We start from the raw sequence: 22,086 nt of genomic DNA on the forward strand, positions 1-22,086 counted from the left end.
GCGAGGCGAACCCGGTTATGCAACTAGGTGCACAATGCCTCCGGCGAGGGCCGGGGCGGCACGCCCGGCCAGGGGCGGCCCCCGGCCTGCCGGCCGTGGCGGAGCTCACACGTCCCTACGCCCCTCCCCCGCGGGCTCGGAGCGGTGCAGGCGGAGGGTGACGATCTGGAAGGGGCGCAGGCTCAGGGGCAGCGAGCCGTCCGGCTCCGGGGCGCCCAGGGCGGTGGGTTCCGGGGCGGTGACTGCCATGGGGCGTTCCAGGAGGTCGGTCTCCGTCGCCCCGGTGATCTTGAAGCCCGGCAGCAGGACGGTGCGCGCGCGGCCGCCCAGGGACTCGTAGAGCCGGACGACCACGTCACCGCTGCGGTCCTCGGCGAGTTTGACCGCCTCGACGACCACGGCCGGGTCGTCCACCACGACCAGCGGGGCGACCGGCCCGGCGCCGCGCAGGGTGCGCTCCGGCAGGTTGATCCAGTGGCCCTCGCGCACGGCGTCGATCACGCCGGCACCCGGGGCCAGGGCGAAGCGCAGGACGTGGCGGCCCCGGTCGGTCTCCGGGTCCGGGTAGCGCGGGGCACGGAGCAGCGAGAGCCGGACGGTGGTGGTCACCCCGCCGTCGGGCCGGACGTCCCGGGTCACGTCGTGCCCGTAGGTGGAGTCGTTGACGAGTGCGACGCCCCAGCCCGGCTCCGCGACCCGGATCCAGCGGTGCGCGCAGATCTCGAACCGGGCTGCGTCCCAGGAGGTGTTGGTGTGGGTGGGCCGGTGGACGTGCCCGAACTGGGTCTCGGCCGCGCTGCGTTCGGCCGCCACGTCCAGCGGGAAGGCGGCCTTGAGGAACTTCTCGGTCTCCTGCCAGTCGATCTCGGTGGTGATGTCGAGGGTGGCGGAGCCGGAGCTCAGGGTCATCGACTGGACGGCGGTCGAGCCCTCGCCGAAGGAGCGGGTGGCGGTGACCGTGGCCGCGTCCGGGCCGGTGCGGGTGACCTCCAGGGAATCGAGCTCCACGAGGTCGGTGACCGTGTTCCGGTAGAAGGGGTCGACGTCCCAGGCGTCCCACATGTTCGGGAAGTCGGGGTGGAGCTGGAGCAGGTTGGCGGCCGTTCCCGGGGCGAGGGCCTCGCGGTCGGCCGCCAGGTCGTGGACGGAGACCACCAGGCCGCGGGCGTCGATCGCCACCCGCAGCCGGCCGTTGGCCAGCACGTGGCCGCCGCCGGGGCGCGGCTCCGCGGTGACCGGGTCACCGGCCGGGGCCGGTGCGGCGGCGCCCCCGGCCGGTACGCCCCGGCGGGCGTGCGGGGCGCAGTTGAAGACGAGTTCCATGCCCCCCGGGCCGGCCAGCGCCTCCTGGGCGGCGGCGGTGACCGCCTCCAGTTCCCGCCGTACGGTCTCGTACGCGGTGCGGGCCTCCCGGTGCACCCAGGCGATGGAGGAGCCGGGCAGGATGTCGTGGAACTGGTGGAGGAGGACCGTCTTCCAGATCCGCTCCAGCTCCTCGTACGGGTAGCGGTGGCCGGGCACCCGGACGGCCGCCGTGGCCGCCCACAGTTCGGCCTCGCGGAGCAGTGATTCGGCGCGCCGGTTGCCCTGCTTGGTCTTCGCCTGCGAGGTGTACGTGCCGCGGTGCAGCTCCAGGTAGAGCTCGCCGGCCCAGACGGGCGCGTCGGGGTATTCTGCGCGGGCCTTCTCGAAGAAGTCCGAGGGGCGTTCGACCGCCACCCGCGGGGAGCCCTCCAGGTCCCGCTGCCTCCTTGCGCGGGCCAGGTGTTCTCGGGTGGGGCCGCCACCGCCGTCGCCCCAGCCGAAGGGCACCAGGGAGCGCGAACCCCGGCCCTTCTCGCGGTAGTTGCGGGCGGCGTGGGCGAGCTGGGCGGGTCCGAGGTCGCTGTTGTAGGTGTCGACGGGCGGGAAATGGGTGAAGATCCGGGTGCCGTCGATGCCCTCCCACCGGAAGGTGTGGTGCGGGAAGGCGTTCACCTGCGACCAGGAGATCTTCTGGGTGAGGAACCAGCGCGAGCCGGAGAGCTTCACGATCTGCGGCAGCGCGGCGCTGTAGCCGAAGGAGTCGGGCAGCCAGACCTCCTCGGTCTCGATGCCGAACTCCTCCAGGAAGAACCTCTTCCCGTAGAGGAACTGACGCACCATCGCCTCGCCGCCGACCATGTTGGTGTCGGACTCCACCCACATCCCGCCGACCGGCACGAACCGGCCCTCCGCCACCCGCTCCTTGATCCGCGCGAACAGTCCCGGCCGGTGCTCCTTCAGCCAGGCGAACTGCTGGGCCTGGGACATGGCGAACACGAACTCCGGATGGTCCGCCATCAGGTCGAGCACGTTGGCGGTGGTGCGCGCCACCTTGCGGACGGTCTCGCGCAGCGGCCACAGCCAGGCCGAGTCGATGTGCGCGTGCCCGACGGCGCTGATCCGGTGCGCGGAGGCGGCGGCCGGCGCGGCCAGTACCGGGCGCAGCGCGGCCCGGGCCGCGGGCGCCGTGCCCGGGAGGTCGCCGAGGTCGAGGGTGTCCAGGGCCCGTTCGACGGCACGCAGGATCTCGTACCGCCGGGCGTCGGCGGTGGAGAGCTGTGCCATCAGCTCCTGGAGGACGTCGAGGTCCTGGAGCAGTTCCCAGACCTCGGTCTCCAGGACGGTGAGGTCCATCCGGGCGAGCCGGTAGAGGGGCTGGTCTCCGCTGGTCAGCCGGTCCCCCTCGGCGGTGGGGGCGTGGGCGGTCAGCACGGGGTTGGCGGCGGCCTCCACGTACCATTCGACCCGCTCGCCGCCCACGGCCGCCTCGGCCACCCGCACCCGGTCGTTGAGCGGGTGGAGCCCCTTGACCTCGCTGCCGTCGGCGCGGTGCACCAGTCCCTCGCACTGGAAGCCGGGCATCATCCGGTCGAATCCGAGGTCGAGTACGGCCTCGACGGTCCTGCCGGCCCAGCCGACCGGCACCGTGCCGGTCACCCGGAACCAGGTGGTCCCCCAGGCCGGCCCCCACGCGTCGCCGACGGCGCAGGGCCGGTAGGGCGCGGCCAGGGCCCCGGCGACCCCGACGGGCTCGCCCGGGACGTCCCAGCGTCCGACGGACAGGGGGACACGGGCACCGCGGACGGCGGGCCCGACGCGCTCCGCGAGCACCCGGCGGAGACGCTGCTCGGTGACGCTCCGGTCGTCGTGCATGGCGGCCGCCCTTCCATCCGTGGTGTTCCGTCCTTCTAGCAGAATCCGGCGGCGGTTCCACGGCACCCGTGTGCGGACGTACGAGGGCGTCGTCACGGGTGCGGGATCTTCCCGCCCGAACCGCCTGCCCTCCGCCGGCACCCGGTGGCAGGATGGGCGTACCGAGCGGGCAGTCGAGACGGGGGCCGCAGTGCGCGAGTTGATCTATCTGTCGGACGGCAAGCTGCGGCAGTTCGTGCCCACGGCCCGTCGGGCTCCCCGCGCCGGGGCCCTCCGCCTGACCACACCGGTCGGCGGCATTGACGTCGACGCGCCGACGGTGGACGAGGAGCAGCAGCGATTACGCCGGCTGGACCGGGTGGACCGGCACCTGCACGAGTCGGCCCGCTGGTTCGCCGAGCCTGACCTGCGGCCCGGCCAGTGGGTGCAGTTCGAGGCACCGCTGCACTGCGTCACCCTCGGCGGGGCCTACCGCAACCTCGTCCTCTTCGCCGACACCGCTCCGGGCCGGGAACCGGTCCACGACCGGGAGGCCGGCTGCCGGCTCCTGATGCACGGCTCGGCCCGTCACCTGCTCGGCCACGCGCCCGTCCCCGTCGAGGGCCCGCCCCTGGAGCAGTTCGATTGCGGGTCCAGCTACGGCAGCGTCTTCCTCACCCATGCCGGACGGGTGGTGCAAGCCCTCGCTGCTGCCTCGCACCCGCCCGCCGACGGAGCGGAACCGCCCGTCGGCGACCGGGCACCGTCCGGGGAGGCCGTCGGCCCGGTGGGCCGGCACGGGGTGGCGGCTCTCCTGCGGGCGATCGACCGGAGCCCGGTGCTCGACGGCACGGCCGTGTGGATGCGCGGCTACGCACGGCTCACGGTGCTCCCGGCTGCGGACCCGGGCACCCCGCGCTGTGTCGTGGCCAGCCCGCTGACCGTGGAAGTCGCTCCCGACCTGCCGTGAGCGACCACATGCCCGCGCCCGAACCGGAGGACGCCCGCGTCCGGTTCGTCCACCGGGCCCTCACCAAGGAGTTCGGCGGGCTCCTCGACCCGGGCGACGGCGACGGCCTGACGGCCGGGGAACGCGAGGCGGTGTTCCTCCCCCGCGCCCTCGCCGCCAAGGCGGTGCGGATCGTGACCGACTGCACCACCGAGGCCGCGGCGGCGGCGGTGATCGACGGTCCGGACGACGGGGGCATCGACGCGATCGGGTTCTCCCTGGCCACCCCGGAGATCTGGCTGGTGCAGTCACGGTGGAGCGACCGCGGCACGGCCCTGCTGCGGGCCGAGGACGCGCACCGGATGGCGGCGGCGCTGCGCCGGCTGGCCGAGATGCAGTTCGACCGGTTCGACCAGCGGTTCCTGCGGCTCGCCGACCGGGTGGGCCAGCTGCTCGTCCGGCCTGACGTCAGGATCCACGTGGTGGCCGCGGTGACGGGCGAAGGCCACCTCTCCGCGGAGGCGGAGGCCGTGCTGCGGCACGCGGTGGCGGAGTTCAACGCCGTCGGGGAAGTGGTCGACGTGCGGGTCCTGGGCCTCGCGGACTTCCACTCCGCCGCCCGCCGGGACGCCGCCCCCGGGCCGCTGACCCTCCCGGTCACCCTGGCCGACGGCTGGTTCGCGATGCCCGCCCCCTACCAGGCGTACGTGGGCACGGTGGCGGCGGACGAGCTGGCCCGGTGGTACCAGCTCCACGGGGAGCGGCTGTTCGAGGGCAACCTGCGCCGCCACCTCGGGGACAGCGCGGTCAACTCCGGTCTGGTGAAGAGCCTTCGGGACCGTCCGGACGCGTTCTGGTACTTCAACAACGGCATCACGGTGCTGTGCGAGCGGGTCCGGGTCGAGTACTTCGGACGCCGCGCGGTGGGGCAGCCCGCCCGGCTGGAGCTGGTGGGCGCGAGCGTGGTCAACGGCGCCCAGACCGTCGGATCGGTCGCCCAGGTGTTCGCGACCGATCCCGGGGCCGTGGCCGAGGCCCGCGTCATGGTCCGGGTGATCTGCGTCGAGGGCGCCTCGGAGGCGCTGGCCTCGGAGATCACCTCGGCGACGAACACCCAGAACCGCATCGAGGCCCGCGACTTCGTGGCACTGGATCCGCAACAGCTGGAGATCCGGGATGAGTTCTCCGTCCTGCTGGACAAGGAGTACGTCCTCAAGCGCGGGTCGCTGGACCCCGCGCCGGCGGTGGGGTGCACGGTGGCCGAAGCGGCGTACGCGCTCGCCTGCGCTCACCCCGACGGCTCGCTGTCCGCCCGGCTGCTGCGCGACGGCGACCTCCTGTGGCGCCGGACGCCCGACGGGGCGTACGCCCGGCTGTTCGGCACCCCGCGCCCCGGGGCCCTGCGGATCTGGCGTTCCGTACTGCTGATGCGCGCCGTCCGGCAGTCGCTCGGGGAGCTGACGCACAGCCTGCCCCCGCGGGCCCGCGCCGTCTGTGACCACGCGTACCTGCTCATCACGCACATCGTGTTCCGCGTCGTCGGACTCGACGGCGTCGGCGACACCGGCAGCGGCTGGGAGGACCGTCTGGAGGGGGTGCTGGAGCGCACCGGTCGCGCACTGTCCTTGCTGATCCCCCTGGTGGACCGGCTCTACGGTCCGCACGTGTTCATCGCGAACGTGTTCTCCGACCCGGACCGGTGCCGTGAGCTGGCGAACGGCGTGGTGGACGCGTTCTCCGGGGAGGCCGGCGCCGGGGATCCGGTGCCCGCCGCGGCCCGGCGTACCCGCCGGCCGAACCCCGTCCGCCTGCTGGTGGCCCGCGGGGTCGTGCGGGACGGCACCCGCCTCGTGTACCGGCCTACCACGGCCGCGGAGGAGCAGGCGGTGGGCACCTGGGTCGGCTCGGACCCCGCCCGGTTCCTCGCCACCTGGGTCAACGACCCCCGCGGGCCGCTGGTGTGGGACGTCGACGGGAGGAACTACTCGCCGGCCGGTCTGGTCCTGCGGATCTGGCAGGACGCGGGGTGGACGGACGCACCGGCGGTGGTCCAGGGCGCCGTCCGCTGGTTCGTGCCGGGTCACGGGTCGCTGGTGGACATGGCGGCCGGGCTGACCGGTGACGGCCCGGCGGGGGACGGTGCCGATGCTCCCTGACACCCAGGTCCTGGACGGCCGGTACGAGCTGCGCACCCTGCTCGGCGAAGGGTCCATGGGGCAGGTCTGGCACGCCTTCGACCGGGAGCTGCGGCGGACGGCCGCGGTGAAGCTCATCCAGCCGTACCGGCTGGCGCCGGGCGCCCGGGGGAAGCGGCCGGAGATGTTCCGGGAGCGGTTCCGGCGGGAGGCCAGGCTCATCGCCCGGTTCAGCCACCCCTCCATTCCGGTGCTCTACGACGCCCGGCTGGGTGCCGACGCGGCCCACCTGTACCTGGTGATGGAGCTGGTGGTGGGCGAGGACCTCGACGCGGTCCTGGAGCGGCACCACCGGCTGCCCGCCGAGCGGTGGGTGTCGGTCGGCATCCAGATCTGCGAGGTGCTCGGCCTGCTGCACGGCGAACCGGTCATCCACCGTGATCTCAAGCCCTCGAACATCATGCTCACCACCGGCGACCGGGTGAAGCTGGTCGACTTCGGGACCGCCGCGGTGTTCGGCTCCGACCACCCCCGGCTCACCACCGCCGGGGACGTGGTGGGGACCGTCGGCTACATGGCACCGGAGCAGTTCGACTCGCCCCTCGGTGTCGGCCCGGCCGGCGACCTCTACTCGCTGGGCTGCGTCCTGTACCACATGGCCGCCGGGCAGCCCCCGTTCACCGGGCCGCCGAGTCAGGTGATGCGCGACCACGCCTCCCGGGCGCCGCTCCCCCTGCGGGTGCACTGCCCGGAGATCGACCCGGGGCTGGACGACCTGGTCCTGGCGACTCTGGCCAAGGACCCGTCCGGCCGGCCCGGCTCGGCGGGCGAGCTGCGGGACCTGCTGGCCGGGCACACGGCCGGCTCCGGGACGGCGAGGGCTCCGGTCCCGGCCCGTGCGGCCGTCCCCGGGCCGCTGCCGTCGGAGCTGCGCGCCGAGCGGGCGGCGGTGCTGTTCGCGGACGGAAGGTTCGGCGCCGCCCTGCCGGAATACCTGGCGCTGGCCGAGGGTACGGCGGCGGACCGCCCGGCGCCGTCCGCTGCCGCCGCGTACCGGGCCCGGGCCGCGACCTGCCGTCGCTACCTGGGGGACACGGCGACGGCCCTCAAGGAGTTCCGGGCCCTGGCCTCGGACCTGGCGGTGCCGTCGGCGGACGCCCGCCTGCTGCTGGACGTCCGGCGGCAGGTGGGGCTGCTGCTGACCGAGGCGAGGGAGTGGGGTCCGGCCCTGGAGGCGCTGGCGGAGGTCCATGCGGCCGTGGAGTCGGCCTTCGGGCCGGACTCGGTGGAGACGGCCGAGGTGCGGGCCGCGCTGAACACCATCCGTCGGCTCTGCTGACGCCGACGTCCGCGGGAGGGGGCGGCCGCAGGCGGGGGTGGCGAACGTGCCGCGCCGTGCTCAGGACATCAGGTCCGAGGGGTCGGTGTTGGCGCCGCACAGGAGGACGGCGACGCGGTCGCCCGGCGGTTCGGGGAAGGTGCGCAGGGCGGCGAGGGCGGTGGCCGCGCCCGGTTCCACCACGAGGCGGTGTTCCTCCCACAGGGCGCGCCGGGCCTCGGTGATGGCGGTGTCCGGGACGAGGACGGCGTCCGTCCTGCCCAGCCGGGCGGCGTCCAGGGCGTCCCGGGAGACCCGGGTGGCACCGAGGGAGTCGGAGGCCACGGACGACACCGGGACGTCGACCGGTCGGCCGGCCTCCAGGGCGGCGTGCAGGGCGCGGCAGTTCTCCGGTTCCGCGGCGACCACCCGTACGCCGTACGCGCGTGCGGCCGTGACCACGCCCGCGAACAGGCCGCCGCCGCCGACCGCGACGACCACGGTGTCCAGGCCGGGCAGTCCGGCGCGGATCTCCTCCAGGAGGGTTCCGGCGCCGGCCGCGATCAGCGGGTGGTCGTAGGCGTGGCTGAGCAGGGCCCCGCTGCCGTCGGCGAACGCGCGGCAGGCGGTGAGGGCCTCGGCGTAGCGGTCGCCGGTCAGCCGGACGTCCGCGCCGTAGCGGCGCAGCCGCTCGACCTTGACCCGCGGGGCGGTGACCGGCACGAAGACGGTGGCGGGCACGCCCAGGTCCCGGGCGGCCCAGGCGCAGGCCAGTCCGGCGTTGCCGCCGGAGGCGATGGTGACCCCGGCCTCGGGCAGGGCTCCGGCGTCGGCGTGCGCGGCGAGGAAGTTGCGGGCGCCGCGGGCCTTGAAGGATCCGGTGTGCTGGAGGTGTTCGAGGGCGTACCAGACGCCGTCGGCTGCGGGGACGACGGAGACCGGGCGGACGTGTCCGGCGATGCGGGCGGCGGCGGCGCGGACCGCGGCGTGGTCGAGGTGCTGTTCCACGGGGGCTCCCGTCGGGCGGTGTCGGGGCGGGGGTCAGGCGGCGTCCGGCCGGGCGGCTTCGATCAGCTGGCGCAGGGCGCCGTAGTACACCTGGTGGTCGGTCAGCGGGGGCAGCAGGGCGGCGGTGTGCGTGGTGAGCGCGGGGAACGCCTCCGGGTCCAGGGCGGCCAGCGCGGTACGGCTCGCCGCGGTGGCGGCCGCCGGGTCGCGGTGGTCGACGAAGGCGGCGCTGCCGAGGGTGAGCAGGTACATCCGCCGGTAGGCGGTCATGGCCCCGGCCGGGGTGAAGCCGGCGGCCAGGCTGTCGGCGATCTGCGGTTCCACCAGCCGGGCCAGCAGCCGGCGGCCCGTCCAGGGGCGGCCACCGCGCAGGATCAGCAGTCCGGGGTGGGCGGTGAGCAGCCGGTAGAGCGCGGTGAAGCGGAGTTCGCTGGCCTCGGCCCAGCCGGTGCCGGGCGGGACCTCGGGGATCTGCCCGGCCAGGTGCTCGGTGCACAGGTCGAGGAGTCCGGCGAGGTCGGCGCAGCGGCGCTGGACGGTGGCGTGCGAGACCTCCAGCCGGTCGGCGAGGGTCCGGAAGCTGAGCGCGCGGGGCCCTTCCTCGTCGATCAGGCGGAGTGCGGCCACCGCGATGGCCTCAGGGGTGGCCCGGTCCAGGGCCGCTGATCTCCTCGGCATGAGATACACCGTAACATACGGCGTATCTCACACGGGTCCGGGTCATCGGTGAACTCTTTCGTGTGACGCCGGGCCCCGGAGCGCGGACGGGCGTTGACAGAGGGTGATCGCCTCGCTGCACTGAGCGCACGACAGCCCGTCGGTACGCCCCGCCCCACGCCCAAGCGAAGGAGTCTCCGTGCCGTCTCGCCTGCGCGCGCTCCCCGGCTGCCTCACCGCCGCCGCCCTGCTCGCCGTGTCCCTGGCCGCCGCCCCCGCGGTGGCCGAACCCACCGCGACCTCGGACACCCCGCTCGCCCTCACCCCGCCCATGGGCTGGAACAACTGGGCGCACTACATGTGCGACATCGACGAGCAGAAGGTGGTCGCCAACGCCGACGCGCTGGTGGCCACCGGTCTCGCCGCCAAGGGCTACGACACGGTGACCGTGGACGACTGCTGGATGACCAGGAACCGGGACGCCGACGGCAACCTCGTGACCGACCCGGTGAAGTTCCCGCACGGCATGGCCTGGCTCGGCGAGTACCTGCACGCGCGGGGGCTGAAGTTCGGGATCTACCAGGACGCCGGCCACCTCACCTGCGAGCGCTATCCGGGCAGCGGCACCCCGGACGGCGGCGGCGCCGACCACTTCGACCGGGACGCGCGGCTGTTCGCCTCCTGGAAGGTGGACTACGTCAAGATGGACGGCTGCAACATGTACGTGCCGCCGGGGCAGACCAAGCAGGAGGCGTACCGGGACGCCTACCACAAGGTCGCCCGCGCCCTTCGGAACAGCGGCCGCGACATGGTGCTTTCGGCCTCCGCACCCGCCTACTTCCAGCAGGGCGAATGGGGCGGCCCGGACTGGCACCGGGTGCTCGGCTGGGTCGGCGACACCGGCCAGCTGTGGCGCGAGGGCAAGGACATCAAGGTCTACAACCCGGCCTCGCCGGCCACCTCGCGGTGGAGCTCGGTGCTCGGCAACTACGGCTACAACCGCTGGCTCACCCGCTACGCCGCCCCGGGCAGCTGGAACGACCCGGACTTCCTGATCGCGGGCGCCCCCGGGCTCAGCGACGAGGAGGGCCGCAGCCAGGTCGCCCTGTGGGCGATGATGGCCGCGCCGTTCATCCTGTCCTCCGACGTCGCGCAGATCAGCGGGGCGGGCCTGGCCGCGCTGGGGAACGACGCGCTGATCGCGCTCGACCAGGACCCCCTGGGGCGGCAGGGCGCGGTGGTGTCCGCCGACGGCACCTTCGACGTGCTGGTCCGGCCGCTGGCCGGCGGCGACCGGGCCGTCGCCGTGCTCAACCGCTCGGCCGCCGCCCGCGACGCCGAGGTGCGGCTCGCCGACATCGGTCTGCGCTCCTGCCCGGTGGAGGCCACCGACCTGTGGACCGGCTCCGTCTCGGAGGTCGCGGCGGCACTGACCGCGAGGGTGCCGGCGCACGGCACCGCGATCTGGCGGCTGACCCCGCGCGGCTGCGCCGAACCCGTGCCCACCGGCCAGATCACCGGTGACGGGGTGCGTTGCGCCGACGGGCAGAACACCACGGCCGTCGGCGCGGTCGTGTTGTCGCCCTGCACCGGCGGCGAGGACCAGCGCTGGACCCTGGGCCACGACCGGACGGTACGGCTGCTCGGCCGCTGCCTGACCGCCGGCGAGGACGGCGAGGCGGCCCTCGCGGCCTGCACCGGCGGCGACGGCGACCCCGCCCAGCGCTGGGCCCAGGACCGGACGGGCACCCTGAAGGCCGACAGCGCTTCCGGCCTCTGCCTGGAAGCGCCCCTGGCCGCCGCCGTACCGGACGCCCCGGCCCCGCGTCTGAGTCTGCTGCCCTGCGGCGACCACCAGTCCAACCAGCTCTGGTCCCTCCCCGTCTGATGGCCCGGCACACCCCTACCGCCGCCGGGCGGGCAATCGTGCCGCGGGGCCGGACAGGTGGGCGACCGGCACTGCGGCGCGCACCGGCCGCGCAGCGTGCCCTGCCCCTGGCCCTGCCGCTGACCCTGCTGGCGGTTCTCTGCCTGGGCGCCGCACCCGTACGCGCCACCACCCCGGAACCCCTGCACACGGTCACCGCGCAGGCGTTCGACGACGCCCCGGCCCGAGCCGCGCTCGAACGGCTCCTCCCCCGCCACGCCCACCAGTTCACCCTGGAGCCGGCCGATCCGGCCCGAGACGGCGGGGACACCTTCACGGTGTCCGGCGGCGCCGGAGCCATCACCGTGGGCGGCACCACCCCGGCCACCCAGCTCACCGGTGTCGGCTGGTACCTCCAGCACGTCGCCGGGGTCGACATCGGCTGGCCCGGCGACAGCCTCGGCGCGCTCCCCGAGGTGCTGCCCGCCGTGCCGCAGCCGGTCAGCCGCAGCGCGCTGGTGCCGCACCGGTACGCGCTCAACGACACCGACGACGGGTACTCCGGCCCGTACCGCTCCTTCGAGCAGCACCAGCGGCAGATCGACCTGCTCGCCCTCCACGGGGTGAACGAGGTGTTCGTGCAGGTCGGCGCCGAGTACCCGTACTTCAAGGCTCTCCAGCGCTTCGGCTACACCGCGCAGGAGCTGCGGGAGTGGATCCCCGGGCCCGCCCACCAGAGCTGGTGGCTGCTGCAGAACCTCAGCGGCTTCGGCGGCCCGGTGAGCGAGCGGCTCCTGGCCGCGCGGGCGGAGCTCGGCCGGAAGGTCGCCGGACAGCTGCGCGACCTGGGCATGACCCCGGTGCTGCCCGGGTACTTCGGGACCGTCCCGCCCGGTTTCGCCGCCCGCAACGGCGGGGCCGAGGTGGTGCCGCAGGGCGACTGGGCGGGTTTTGACCGGCCCGAGTGGCTGGACCCGACGGACCCGGTCTTCGCCCGGCTGGCGGCAGCGTACTACGCCGAACAGCGCGCGGTGTTCGGGGACTCGGCCATGTACCGGATGAGCCCGCTGCACGAGGGCGGGCAGACGGGCACGGTGGACGTGAAGGCGGCGGCCGGGGCGGTGCAGAAGGCCCTGCACGCGGCGCACCCGGGAGCGCTCTGGGCGGTGCTGGGCTGGCAGGACGATCCGACGGCGGATCTGCTGGCCGGGGTGGACACCTCGAAGCTGCTGATCCTGGACGGGCTGTCCGACCGGTACAACCGCCTGGACCGGGAGGCCCGTTGGGGCGGAGTCCCGTACGCCCTGGGCACCATCTACAACTTCGGCGGGCACACCACCGTCGGCGCCAACAGCTCGGTGTGGAGCGAGCGCTTCGAGGCCTGGCGCGGGAAGCCGGACAGCGCCCTGCGCGGCACCGCCTACCTGCCGGAGGCGACCGGGACCAATCCGGCGGCCTTCGACCTGTTCACCGACCTGGCGTGGGAGCCCGGGCCGGTCGACCACGCGCAGTGGTTCGCCGCCTTCGCCGCCCGCCGGTACGGCCGCCCGGACGTGCATGCCGCGGCCGCCTGGGAGGAGCTCCGGCTGGGCCCGTACCGCACCTCCTCGGGCCTGTGGTCGGAGTCGCAGGACAGCCTGTTCACCGCCCGGCCGAGTCTGACCGCGGCGAACGCGGCCCACTGGAGCCCGCAGTCCATGCGCTACGACGCGGCCCGGGTGCGGCGGGCCCTGGACCACCTGCTGGCGGTGGATCCGGCACTCCGCGGCTCCAGCGCGTACCGGTTCGACCTGGTGGACACCGCCCGGCAGGCGCTGGCCAACCACTCGCGGGTGCTGCTGCCGAGGATCCGGGCCGCCTACGAGCAGAAGGACCGGGCGCTGTACGGCACCCTGGTGGCGCAATGGCAGGAACGGGAACGGCAGCTGGAGGCCCTGACCGCTTCCGACCCGAACTTCCTGCTGGGCGGCTGGCTGGCGGCCGCCCGGTCCTGGGGCGCCGACGAGGCCGAGCGGGACCGCCTGGAGTACGACGCGCGGTCCCTGCTGAGCGTGTGGGGCGAGCGGAGCACCAGCGAGGGCGGCTTCCTGCACGACTATGCGAACCGTGAATGGGCCGGCCTGATCGGCGAGTTGTACGCGCGCCGGTGGGCGGCCCAGTTCGAGGCGTGGGACGAGGCGCTGCGCACCGGGGCCGCACCGCGGGTGATCGACTGGCACGCCTTCGAGGAGTCCTGGGCGCGGCTGACCACCGGGCATCCCACCGCGCCGGCCGGGGATCCGTACGCCCTGGCCCGCGACATCGCCCGAACACTCGTCTGAGGGGCACCCGAGCGGAGGAATCGGCGGCATCGGGCGGGCGCGGATCCCGCGGCCCGCCCACCCTTTGGTGGTCACCGGGTCACCGGGACACCGGGTCGACCGGACCCCGGCCCTTCCGCGGCCGGGCGCCGGCCGCTGTCGAAGGGAGTCCACCGCATGTCCGAGACCGAGCCGGGACGGCTGCCCGCTCCTGCGCCACGCGCCGCCGCACCGCCCGCCGTGCCGCCCGCCGCACCGCCCGCCGTGCCGACGCCGGACGCCGCGGCGCTCCTCGAAGGGGTCGCGGAGCAAGGAATCGCGGAACTCCGCAAACGGGTCGGCCACGGCCGGGGTGCGGAGGAGTGGCCGGCGTCGCTGGCCCGCCGCGCCGCCGAGCGGGCGGACCGCCCCCGCGTGATCGACTTACCCTGCCGTTCCTGACCCGGTAGGAAGGAGGGGTGGAGGATACGGACCGGCCGGCGGTGCAACGGCGACGGCGCGGGCTCGGCGCGGTCGCCGGCCTGGCCGCGGGGTGCGCCGGGCTGGGCGTGGCGGAGCTGGTCACGGTGTTCGTGCGGCCCGAGGCCGGACCGGTCACCGCGGTCGGCGGCGCGGTGGTCGACCGGACGCCCGCCGCCGTCAAGGACTGGGCGATCCGGCAGTTCGGGACCGCCGACAAGGCGGTGCTGATCGCGGGGATCGTACTGCTGCTGGCCGCCGTGGCGGCGGCGGCCGGGCTGCTCGCCCTGCGCAGCCGCGCGGCCGGCACGGCCGTGGCCTTCGGCTTCGGGCTGCTCGGCGCGGCCGCCGCGCTGAGCCGGCCGGCTGCCTCGGCCGTCGACGCGGCGCCTTCGCTGGCCGGGGGTGCCGTCGCCGCCGGGACGCTGTTCCTGCTGGCCACGGCCCTGGTCCGGCCCCCGCCGACGGGCCGGCCGGAGGGCGGGGCGTGGGCGCTGGACCGGCGCGGGTTCGGACGGATGCTGGCCGCGGTTGTCACCGGGGCCGCGGCGGCCGGGCTGGCCGGGCGGCGGCTCGGGGCGTTCGGTTCGGCGGGCGCGACGGCCTCCCGGGCCGGGGTGCGGCTGCCGCCGCCGGCCGTTCCGGCCCGCCCGGTCCCGGCCGGGGCGGACCTGAAGGTGCCCGGGCTGTCGCCCTTCCTGACCCCGAACGCGGTTTTCTACCGGGTGGACACCGCGCTCGTGGTGCCCCGGGTGGACGCGGACACCTGGAGCCTGCGCATCCACGGCGAGGGCGTGACCCGGCCGCTGGTCCTCGGCTTCGACGAGCTGCTCGCCCGGCCGATGGTGGAACGCGACATCACCCTGGCCTGCGTGTCCAACGAGGTGGGCGGGCCGTACGTGGGCAACGCGCGCTGGCTCGGCGTACCGCTGGCCGGCCTGCTGCGCGAGGCCGGGGTGCGGCCGCCGTCCCGGGGCGGGCCGGCCGACCAGCTGGTGGCGCGCTCGGTCGACGGGATGACCCTGGGCACCCCCGTGGAGACCGTGATGGACGGCCGGGACGCGCTGCTGGCGGTCGGGATGAACGGGGAGCCGCTGCCCTTCGCCCACGGCTTCCCGGTGCGGATGGTCGTCCCGGGGCTCTACGGGTACGTGTCCGCCTGCAAGTGGCTGCGCGAACTGCGGCTGACCACCTTCGCGGCGTACGACGCGTACTGGGTGTCGAGGGGGTGGGCGGAGCAGGCACCGGTGAAGACCCAGTCGCGGATCGACACCCCCCGGCCGTTCGCGTCGGTGGAGGCGGGGCCGGTCATGGTAGCCGGGGTGGCCTGGGCGCAGCACCGGGGCATCGGGCGGGTGGAGGTCCGGGTGGACGACGGGCCGTGGCAGGAGGCACGGCTGGCCGCGTCCGACGGGGTCGACACCTGGCGGCAGTGGGTGTGGCGGTGGGATGCCCGGCCGGGCACCCACACCCTGGAGGTCCGGGCCACGGACGGCGCGGGGGACGTGCAGACGGGCGTGCGGACGGGCGTCCTGCCGGACGGGGCGACCGGATGGCACACGGTGACGGTGCGCGTGGCGGAGCCGGGGGGCGCGGGCGCGCCGACCCGGCCGGGCGACGAGAGCCGACCGCCCGGCGCGGGCCAGGGCCGGCCTTGACCGGCCGGCGGCCGGGCCCCTGTGCCCCTATGCCCCTATGCCCAGGAGGGCGACATGGAGGGGGAGGGCGGGGCTTGCGGGCAGGGCGGACGGCTCCTGTCCGCGACCGGGACGGGCCTGCCCTGCGACCCGCTCGTCCGGCAGGACGAGCGGGCGGGGCCGGAAGTTCCCGCCGGGTGGCCCCGGGGCCGCCCGGCTGGCCGGAGGGGCCTTCTGATGACAGGACCTACGCCTGGTCGTCCGCTGCGACTGCCGGGGTCAGGCGGACCGGGAGGCTCTCCACGCTGTTGCCGATGAAGCTGGGCTGGTGGCTGAGGGCGGGCTCCGGGGTGGCGAGGTCGAGGTCCGGGAAGCGGGTGAAAAGGGCCTCCAGGGCCGTGGTGGCCTCCAGGCGCGCCAGCGGGGCGCCCACGCAGTAGTGGGCTCCGTGGCCGAAGGAGAGGTTCCGGGCCGTGGAGGCGCGGCTGAGGTCGAAGCGGTCCGCGTCCGGGCCGTACGCCTGCGGGTCCCGGCCGGCGGCCGTGTAGCCGGCGAGGACAGGGGTGCCCTTGGGGATGACCGTACCGCCCAGGGTCAGGTCGCGGGTGGGGTAGCGGAACGGGAACCAGCTGACCGGGCCGTCCCAGCGGAGGGTCTCGTCGACCACGTCGTTCCAGCTCGCCTTGCCGGCGAGGACCAGGGCGAGCTGGTCCCGGTGGGCGCACAGGGCGCGGACCGCGTTGGTGATCAGGTTGAGGGTGGTCTCGTGGCCGGCCACCAGCATCAGCCGCATGGTGCCGATCAGCTCGGCCTCGCTGAGCCGGTCGCCGTCGGCCGCGCGGGCGGAGAGCAGGGCACTGGTGAGGTCCTCGCCGGGGTCCGCGGCGCGGGTCGCGGCGATGGTGCCCATCAGCTCGACCAGTTCCCGGACGGCGGCCATGGCCTCGGTCGGGGTGGTGTCGGTGGCGATGATGACCTTGTTGGACAACTCGTGGAGCCGGCCCCGGTGTTCCGGGTCCACGCCGAGCAGTTCGCAGATCACGCTCATCGGGAGCGGGAGGGCGAAATGGCGGCGGAGGTCCGCGGTGCCGTCGGCGGAGCCGGCGGCGGCCGCGGCGAGGTCGTCGAGGAGTTCGCCCGTCAGGGTCTCGATGCGGGGGCGGAGGCGCTCCACCTGCCGGGCGTTGAAGGCGTTGCCGACGAGGGAGCGCAGCCGCCGGTGGTCCTCGTTGTCCGCGGTGTGCATGCCCTGGGCGTTGGCGAAGACGCGCAGCGGCCAGTCGGGGGCTATGCGGCCTTCCTGGAGGTCGGTGAAGTGCCGGGCGTCCTTGGCCACATCGGGGTGCGCGAGGAACTCCAGGAGCGCCTCGTGCCCGAGGACCACGGCGCCCGGCACTCCGCCGGGGAGGACCACTTCGGCCACGTCACCGTGGCTGCGGAGCCGTGCGTTCAGAGCGTGGGGGCAACCGCCGGCGGGGTCGATCCGGTGGGGCCCGGTTGCGGCGTCGTCAATCTGTTCGGTCACCCGACGAACAGTGCAGGGAGGTGCGGGGGTTGTTCAAGCCGGACACACCTCTTCCCGCCCGTTCCCGCTCCGCCCCGCCCCGCCCCGCCCCGTCTCAGAACCAGTTGACGGTGAGCGGGAAGGTGGTGGAGGCGGTGGTGCCGGTGCTGTCGGTGGCGGTGGCGGTGATCTGGATCGTGCCGCTCGCCCAGGGCTTGCCGCTGATGCGGCCGGTGCCGGTGTCGATGGACAGGCCCCAGGGGAGGCCGGTGGCGCCGTACTTCAGGGGTGTCTTGCCGCCGGTGGCGGTGATCTGGACGGTGCAGGACTGGTTGAACTTGCAGGTCTGCGGGCCGGGGTTGGCGAGCTTCAGGTCACCGGGAGTGGGCGTCGGAGTCGGAGTGGGGGTGGGTGTCGGCGTGGGAGTTGGGGTGGGTGTCGGCGTCGGAGTGGGCGTCGGAGTGGGGCCGTCGCAGCCGGGGGTGGCCTCGGGCGGGAGCGGGACCCGCCAGATCTGTGCGTCGTTCTCGGATCCCACCAGCAGGCTGGTGCAGTCCCAGTAGGTGACGGTCTCGCCCTGTGGCTGGGCGGGCAGGGCCACGTCCGCGAGTTTGGCCCCGGACGCGGCGTACACCGACGCCGTGTTGGCGCCGACCGGTCCGCCGCTGCGGAGCACGTACGAGGCCCCGGAGGGCGAGAACGCCCCGTCGGTGGCGAAGACCGGGGCCGGGCCGCTCGCGGTGAGCGTGTTGACCTGGCCGGTCTGCGGGGGCAGCGGGGCCTGGTACAACCGGCCCGCCGCGCCGAAGAGTTTGCTCGCCACGTGGATCCGGCCGGTGACCGGGTCGGCCAGCAGGGATTCGGCGTCGTGGCGGCCGTCCGCGTAGGCGAAGCGGTACGTGACCGGCGTGACCGTGGCGTCGGCGAGCCGGTCGGGCTCCGGGAAGCTGTGCACCTGGACGTCAGCGCGGCCGGAGAGGTTGTCGCCGATGTCCCCGACGAGGATCGCCGCGCGGCCGGCGGCGTCCTTGCCGAGGGCGAGGCCCTCCCAGTCGGTGTTGGCGGCGCCGGACACCGTGTAGGTGGCCACCAGGCGCCCGGTGGCCGCCGTGCAGTCGACGGCGAAGACCTGGTTGGTGTTCCCGCTGTCGTTGACCGCGTAGAAGACGCCCGGGTGCTTCCGGCTCATGGCGAGGCCGCTGATCTCGGTCATGCCGGAGGGCAGGGTGCACTTCTTCTCGGGGGCGAGGGCGGCCGCGAGGGCGGAGGCGTCGGCGGAGGCGGCCATGGTCCCGTGGGCGGCGGCGGTGGAGGCGGTGAGCGGGGCGTCGGCGTCCCCGTTCATCCACGCGGCCGCGGGCAGCGGCCACAAGGTCATGGCGAAGGCGGCCGCGGCCGACAGGGCCGGCCGGCTGGAGCTGAGGCGTAGAGGCATGGCGCCCAATGTGACGAGACGTCAGCAACTCGGCCAGGGTCGGCCCCGTACCGTTTGAGCATCGTTCAATGCCGCCCCGGCATGACCGGGCGGCAGCCCCGTTCGGGGTCATCGGGCCGGCTCCCGGATCGGTGCGTTGTGGCGGGCGTCCGCGATGAAGGCGCGTGCGGCCCGGCTGAGCGGGCGGCGGGCGTGCGCGATGCCCACCGGGCGCAGCAGCGAGGGCGTGAAGGAGCGGATCTCGGCGCGGTGGCCGAAGGCCCGCAGCACCACGTCCCGGTACCAGATCAGCGAGCCCTTGCCGTCCGTCACGCCGGTCACCCAGGCCAGCCGCTCGTCGACCTCCAGGCTGGGCACGGGCCGCACCCCCAGGCAGCTGAACATGGCCTCCATCTCGGTGCGGCGGCCGGTCCCCGGGGTCGGCAGCACCATCGGCAGCCCGTCGAGCAGCCGGAACGGCACGGGGTCGGGCAGCCTGGATCCGGTCGGCGAGACCAGGACGACCTCGCGCTCCTGGATGTGGTGGGTGGAGAGTTCCTTGTCCACCGGAAGGTCGACCAGCGCCAGTTCGGCCCGTCCGTCGAGGAGGGCCTGGACGAGCGCCTCGCGCCCGTCGTACTGGGTGAGCCGCACGTCCACGCCTGGATGCCGGGCGGTGAAGGCGGGCACCAGGTCCGCGGCCAGGTCCAGGGCCAGGGTGGGGGTGGTGACCAGGGTGAGGGTGGCCCGGGCGTTCCTGCCGTGCGCCACGCCGATGTCGTCGATGGCCTCGACGGCGTCCAGCACCGTCCTGGCCAGCCGGACCACCCGGGCACCCTCGGGCGTGAGGTCCACCCCTCTCCCCCGGCGGGCCAGGAGTTCCACACCCAGGTCGCGCTCCATGGCCTGGACGGCCCGGGAGAGGGCGGACTGGGCGACGAAGACCGAAGCGGCCGCACCGGTGATGGAGCGGCTGTCCGCGACGGCGACGAGATAGCGAAGCTGCGCGAGTGTGGGGGTCATGCCCGGAAGGTAACGGCGGGGCCTCGCGGGTGTAAGGGGCAGCAAGATGAACAACTTCGGCTGTCCGGAACGGCGTTCATGCCGGGTCGGTCACAACGCATGCCCCGGCGGCATGACGCCGGTTACCCGCGGTACGCCCTCGTTCGCCCCGGGCGCGCGCCGGCCGCGCGGGCTAAGCGCAGGTCGGCGCGGTGGCCGGGGGCCGGACGGGCGTCCGGCCTCCGCGGGCGGGGCGGGCGACGACGCCGGGCGGGCGAAAGAGCTCCCTCCGCATGGCCGTTGACAGTACAGGTCGGCCCCCGCACGATGCATCGCGGCATCAGGGATTTGATCGCCGCTCAACTCCGGGCGCCGTGCGCCGGCCCTCCGGGACAACGGCCCGGCCCGCGCCGGACCTCACCACCCGCTCCGCCCCGCCACCGGCTCCGCCGCGCCGTGCGCACCCCGCTCGGCGCGTCCGCCCCATGACATGTGACCCGGCAATGCCACATGTGACACAGCCTCAGGGAGCGTCCGTGACCCCTCAGTCCGCATCATCCGCACCTCCCCCCTCCTCAGGCCTGCCCGTCGAGTGCGCGCCGCCCGACCCTCGGGACCGGGTGGTCGCACTGAGCCCGTTCGGGGAGCCGAACCCGCGGATCGTGGTCGCCGCCGAACGCTCCGGCTCTCTGGGCCTGCTCGACCTCGGCCGGGACGCCGCAGCGGCCCGCCGCGCCCTGGCCGAGGCCGCGCGGCGGCTCCCGGCGGGCCGCTTCGGCGTCCGCGTGCCGCCCCGCTGCCCCCTGGGCCCGGCGGACCTGCCGCCCGCCGTGGACACCGTGCTCCTCGCGGACCCCGGGCTGCTCGACCCGCCCCGGATCCTTGCCTGGGCGGGCGCGGGCGGTGGATCCGCCGCGCAACGCGACGACCGGGATCACCGGGGAGAACCGGGAGACCGGGGAGAAATGGGAGACGAGGGAGACGGGGGACACGAGGGAGGCGGGGGAGGCGGGCTGAGGCGGGTGTGGGCGGAGGTCACCCGGGTCGCCGAGGCCGGCGCCGCGGTGGCGGCCGGTGCGGCCGCACTGGTGGCCAAGGGGCACGAGGCCGGCGGGCGGGTGGGCGGGGACACGGCCTTCGTCCTGCTGCAGCGGCTGCTGGCGGACCCGGCGGTCGGCGTACCCGTGCTGGCCCAGGGCGGGATCGGCCCGCACACCGCGGCCGCGGCCCTCGCCGGCGGAGCCGCCGGCGTGCTGCTCGACGTACAACTGGCCCTGACGGCCGAAGGGGAGGAGGTCCTGCCCGGCGAAGTGGCCGCCGCGCTCCGGGCGATGGACGGCAGCGAGACCCGGCTGCTGGACGGGCACCGGGTGTACGCCCGGCCCGGCCTCACCCCGCCGGAGGGGGACGCGGCGGGGCTGCTCGGGGCGCGGAGCCTGCGCGACCAGCTGCTGCCCGTGGGGCAGGACGGGGCCTTCGCCGCCCGGCTGGCCCGGCGGTACCGCACCACGGGTGCGCTGCTGCGGGCCGTCCGGACCACCGCGGCCGGTCATCTGGAGGCGGCCGTACGGGCGGCCCCGCTGCGGCCCGGGACGGACGGCGGCCCGCTCCCCGTCGCCCAGGGGCCGATGACCCGGGTCAGCGACCGGGCCGCGTTCGCGGAGGCCGTGGCCGACGGGGGCGCGGTGCCGTACCTGGCGCTGGCCGTGATGGAGGGCCCTGCCGTACGGGAGCTGCTCGCGGAGACCGCCGAGCGGCTGGCCGGACGGCCCTGGGGGGTGGGCCTGCTCGGCTTCGCCCCGCCGGAGCTGCGCCGGGAACAGCTCGCGGCGGTGGCGGAGGTCCGGCCGGCGTACGCGATCATCGCGGGCGGCACGCCGGCGCAGGCGGCACCGCTGGAGACGGCCGGCACGCGGACGCACCTGCACGTGCCCTCCCCCGGGCTGCTGGAGCGCTATCTCGCGGACGGGGCGCGGCGGTTCGTCTTCGAGGGCCTGGAGTGCGGTGGGCACGTCGGGCCGCGGGCCTCCTTCCCGCTGTGGGAGGAGCAGATCGAGCGGCTGCTCGGCTGCGCGGACCCGGCGGAGCTGGACGTGCTGTTCGCGGGCGGGATCCACGACGCGCGGTCGGCCGCCATGGCCGCGGCGGCCGCCGCGCCGCTGGCGGAGGCGGGCGCCCGGATCGGCGTACTGATGGGCACCGCCTACCTGTTCACCGAGGAGGCGGTGGCCGCCGGGGCGGTGCTGCCGGGGTTCCAGCGGGCGGCACTGGAGTGCGCGGACACGGTGCTGCTGCACACCGCCCCGGGCCACGCGACCCGGTGTGCGGACACCCCGTACGCGGAGACCTTCGCGGAGACCCGGCGGCGGCTGGAGGAGACCGGAACCGAGCCGCGCCAGGTGTGGGAGGAGCTGGAGCGGCTGAACCTCGGGCGACTGCGGATCGCCAGCAAGGGGCTGCGGCACGGCGAGGACGGCCAGCCGGCTCCGGTGCCGGAGGAGGTCCAGCGGGCGGAGGGGCTGTTCATGCTCGGGCAGGCGGCGGCGATGCGCTCCACGGTGACCACCGTCGCCGCGCTGCACGCGGAGGTCACGGAGGGGGCGACCGCGCTGCTGGAGCGGCGGGCCCGCGATCTGGCCGCCGCCGACGGCGGGTCCGGCGCTCCGGGCTCCGCCGGGGC

The 22,086-nt window shown here is 75.2% G+C and carries 13 protein-coding genes; 7 read left to right on the forward strand and 6 right to left on the reverse strand.

The genetic code is table 11. The annotated features are described in order from the left end of the window. Positions 1–105: 105 nt before the first annotated feature. Positions 106–3,177 carry an alpha-mannosidase gene (locus tag AC067U_RS00610; RefSeq protein WP_478827410.1) on the reverse strand — a complete coding sequence of 1,024 codons (3,072 nt, stop codon included), beginning with the start codon at positions 3,175–3,177 and terminating at the stop codon, positions 106–108. A 190-nt stretch (positions 3,178–3,367) separates the two neighbouring features. Between AC067U_RS00610 and AC067U_RS00615 the strand changes: the two genes are divergently transcribed. Genes AC067U_RS00615 through AC067U_RS00625 form a run of 3 tightly spaced genes read left to right on the forward strand, consistent with a single transcriptional unit; the run spans position 3,368 to position 7,579 of the window. Further along, the gene (locus tag AC067U_RS00615) at positions 3,368–4,126 is read left to right on the forward strand and encodes an SAVMC3_10250 family protein (RefSeq protein WP_478827411.1); all 759 of its coding nucleotides are present in this window, start codon (positions 3,368–3,370) and stop codon (positions 4,124–4,126) included. Next, positions 4,123–6,261 carry an AIPR family protein gene (locus AC067U_RS00620; protein WP_478827412.1) on the forward strand — a complete coding sequence of 713 codons (2,139 nt, stop codon included), beginning with the start codon at positions 4,123–4,125 and terminating at the stop codon, positions 6,259–6,261. Before AC067U_RS00615 ends, AC067U_RS00620 begins: the two co-directional genes overlap by 4 nt. Further along, positions 6,251–7,579 (forward strand): serine/threonine-protein kinase, encoded by a 1,329-nt coding sequence (locus AC067U_RS00625; protein ID WP_478827413.1) that lies wholly within the window; start codon positions 6,251–6,253, stop codon positions 7,577–7,579. Before AC067U_RS00620 ends, AC067U_RS00625 begins: the two co-directional genes overlap by 11 nt. A gap of 60 nt (positions 7,580–7,639) precedes the next feature. Here AC067U_RS00625 and AC067U_RS00630 read toward each other — a convergent pair whose 3' ends face one another. Beyond that, entirely contained in the window at positions 7,640–8,566 is a 927-nt protein-coding gene (locus AC067U_RS00630) for a serine/threonine dehydratase (protein WP_478827414.1), read from the reverse strand. A 33-nt stretch (positions 8,567–8,599) separates the two neighbouring features. Continuing rightward, positions 8,600–9,244 (reverse strand): TetR/AcrR family transcriptional regulator, encoded by a 645-nt coding sequence (locus AC067U_RS00635; protein ID WP_478827415.1) that lies wholly within the window; start codon positions 9,242–9,244, stop codon positions 8,600–8,602. A gap of 178 nt (positions 9,245–9,422) precedes the next feature. Here AC067U_RS00635 and AC067U_RS00640 point away from each other — a divergent pair, with 178 nt between their 5' ends. From AC067U_RS00640 to AC067U_RS00655, 4 genes are all read left to right on the forward strand, one after another. Then, the gene (locus tag AC067U_RS00640; protein ID WP_478827416.1) at positions 9,423–11,111 is read left to right on the forward strand and encodes a ricin-type beta-trefoil lectin domain protein; all 1,689 of its coding nucleotides are present in this window, start codon (positions 9,423–9,425) and stop codon (positions 11,109–11,111) included. Positions 11,112–11,149: 38 nt separating this feature from the next. After that, complete coding sequence (locus tag AC067U_RS00645) at positions 11,150–13,411, forward strand: alpha-N-acetylglucosaminidase (RefSeq protein ID WP_478827417.1); 2,262 nt, start codon at positions 11,150–11,152, stop codon at positions 13,409–13,411. 156 nt (positions 13,412–13,567) lie between these two features. Further along, positions 13,568–13,831, forward strand: coding sequence for a hypothetical protein (locus AC067U_RS00650; protein WP_478827418.1), 264 nt, complete (start codon positions 13,568–13,570; stop codon positions 13,829–13,831). A 17-nt stretch (positions 13,832–13,848) separates the two neighbouring features. Continuing rightward, positions 13,849–15,507, forward strand: a complete 1,659-nt coding sequence (locus AC067U_RS00655; protein ID WP_478827419.1) for a molybdopterin-dependent oxidoreductase — start codon at positions 13,849–13,851, stop codon at positions 15,505–15,507. Between the two features lie 226 nt (positions 15,508–15,733). On the opposite strand, the gene AC067U_RS00660 is transcribed toward AC067U_RS00655, so the two are convergent. The 3 genes from AC067U_RS00660 to AC067U_RS00670 all read right to left on the reverse strand — a co-directional run bounded on the left by AC067U_RS00660 (position 15,734) and on the right by AC067U_RS00670 (position 19,427). Then, positions 15,734–17,011 (reverse strand): cytochrome P450 family protein, encoded by a 1,278-nt coding sequence (locus AC067U_RS00660; protein WP_478827420.1) that lies wholly within the window; start codon positions 17,009–17,011, stop codon positions 15,734–15,736. A gap of 94 nt (positions 17,012–17,105) precedes the next feature. Beyond that, a complete protein-coding gene (locus AC067U_RS00665; RefSeq protein WP_478827421.1) occupies positions 17,106–18,425 on the reverse strand; it encodes an Ig domain-containing protein in 1,320 nt (439 codons plus the stop codon). Between the two features lie 108 nt (positions 18,426–18,533). Then, a complete protein-coding gene (locus tag AC067U_RS00670; protein ID WP_478827422.1) occupies positions 18,534–19,427 on the reverse strand; it encodes a LysR family transcriptional regulator in 894 nt (297 codons plus the stop codon). Positions 19,428–22,086: the final 2,659 nt, after the last annotated feature.

The organism is Streptomyces sp. NPDC043853 (assembly GCF_056436025.1).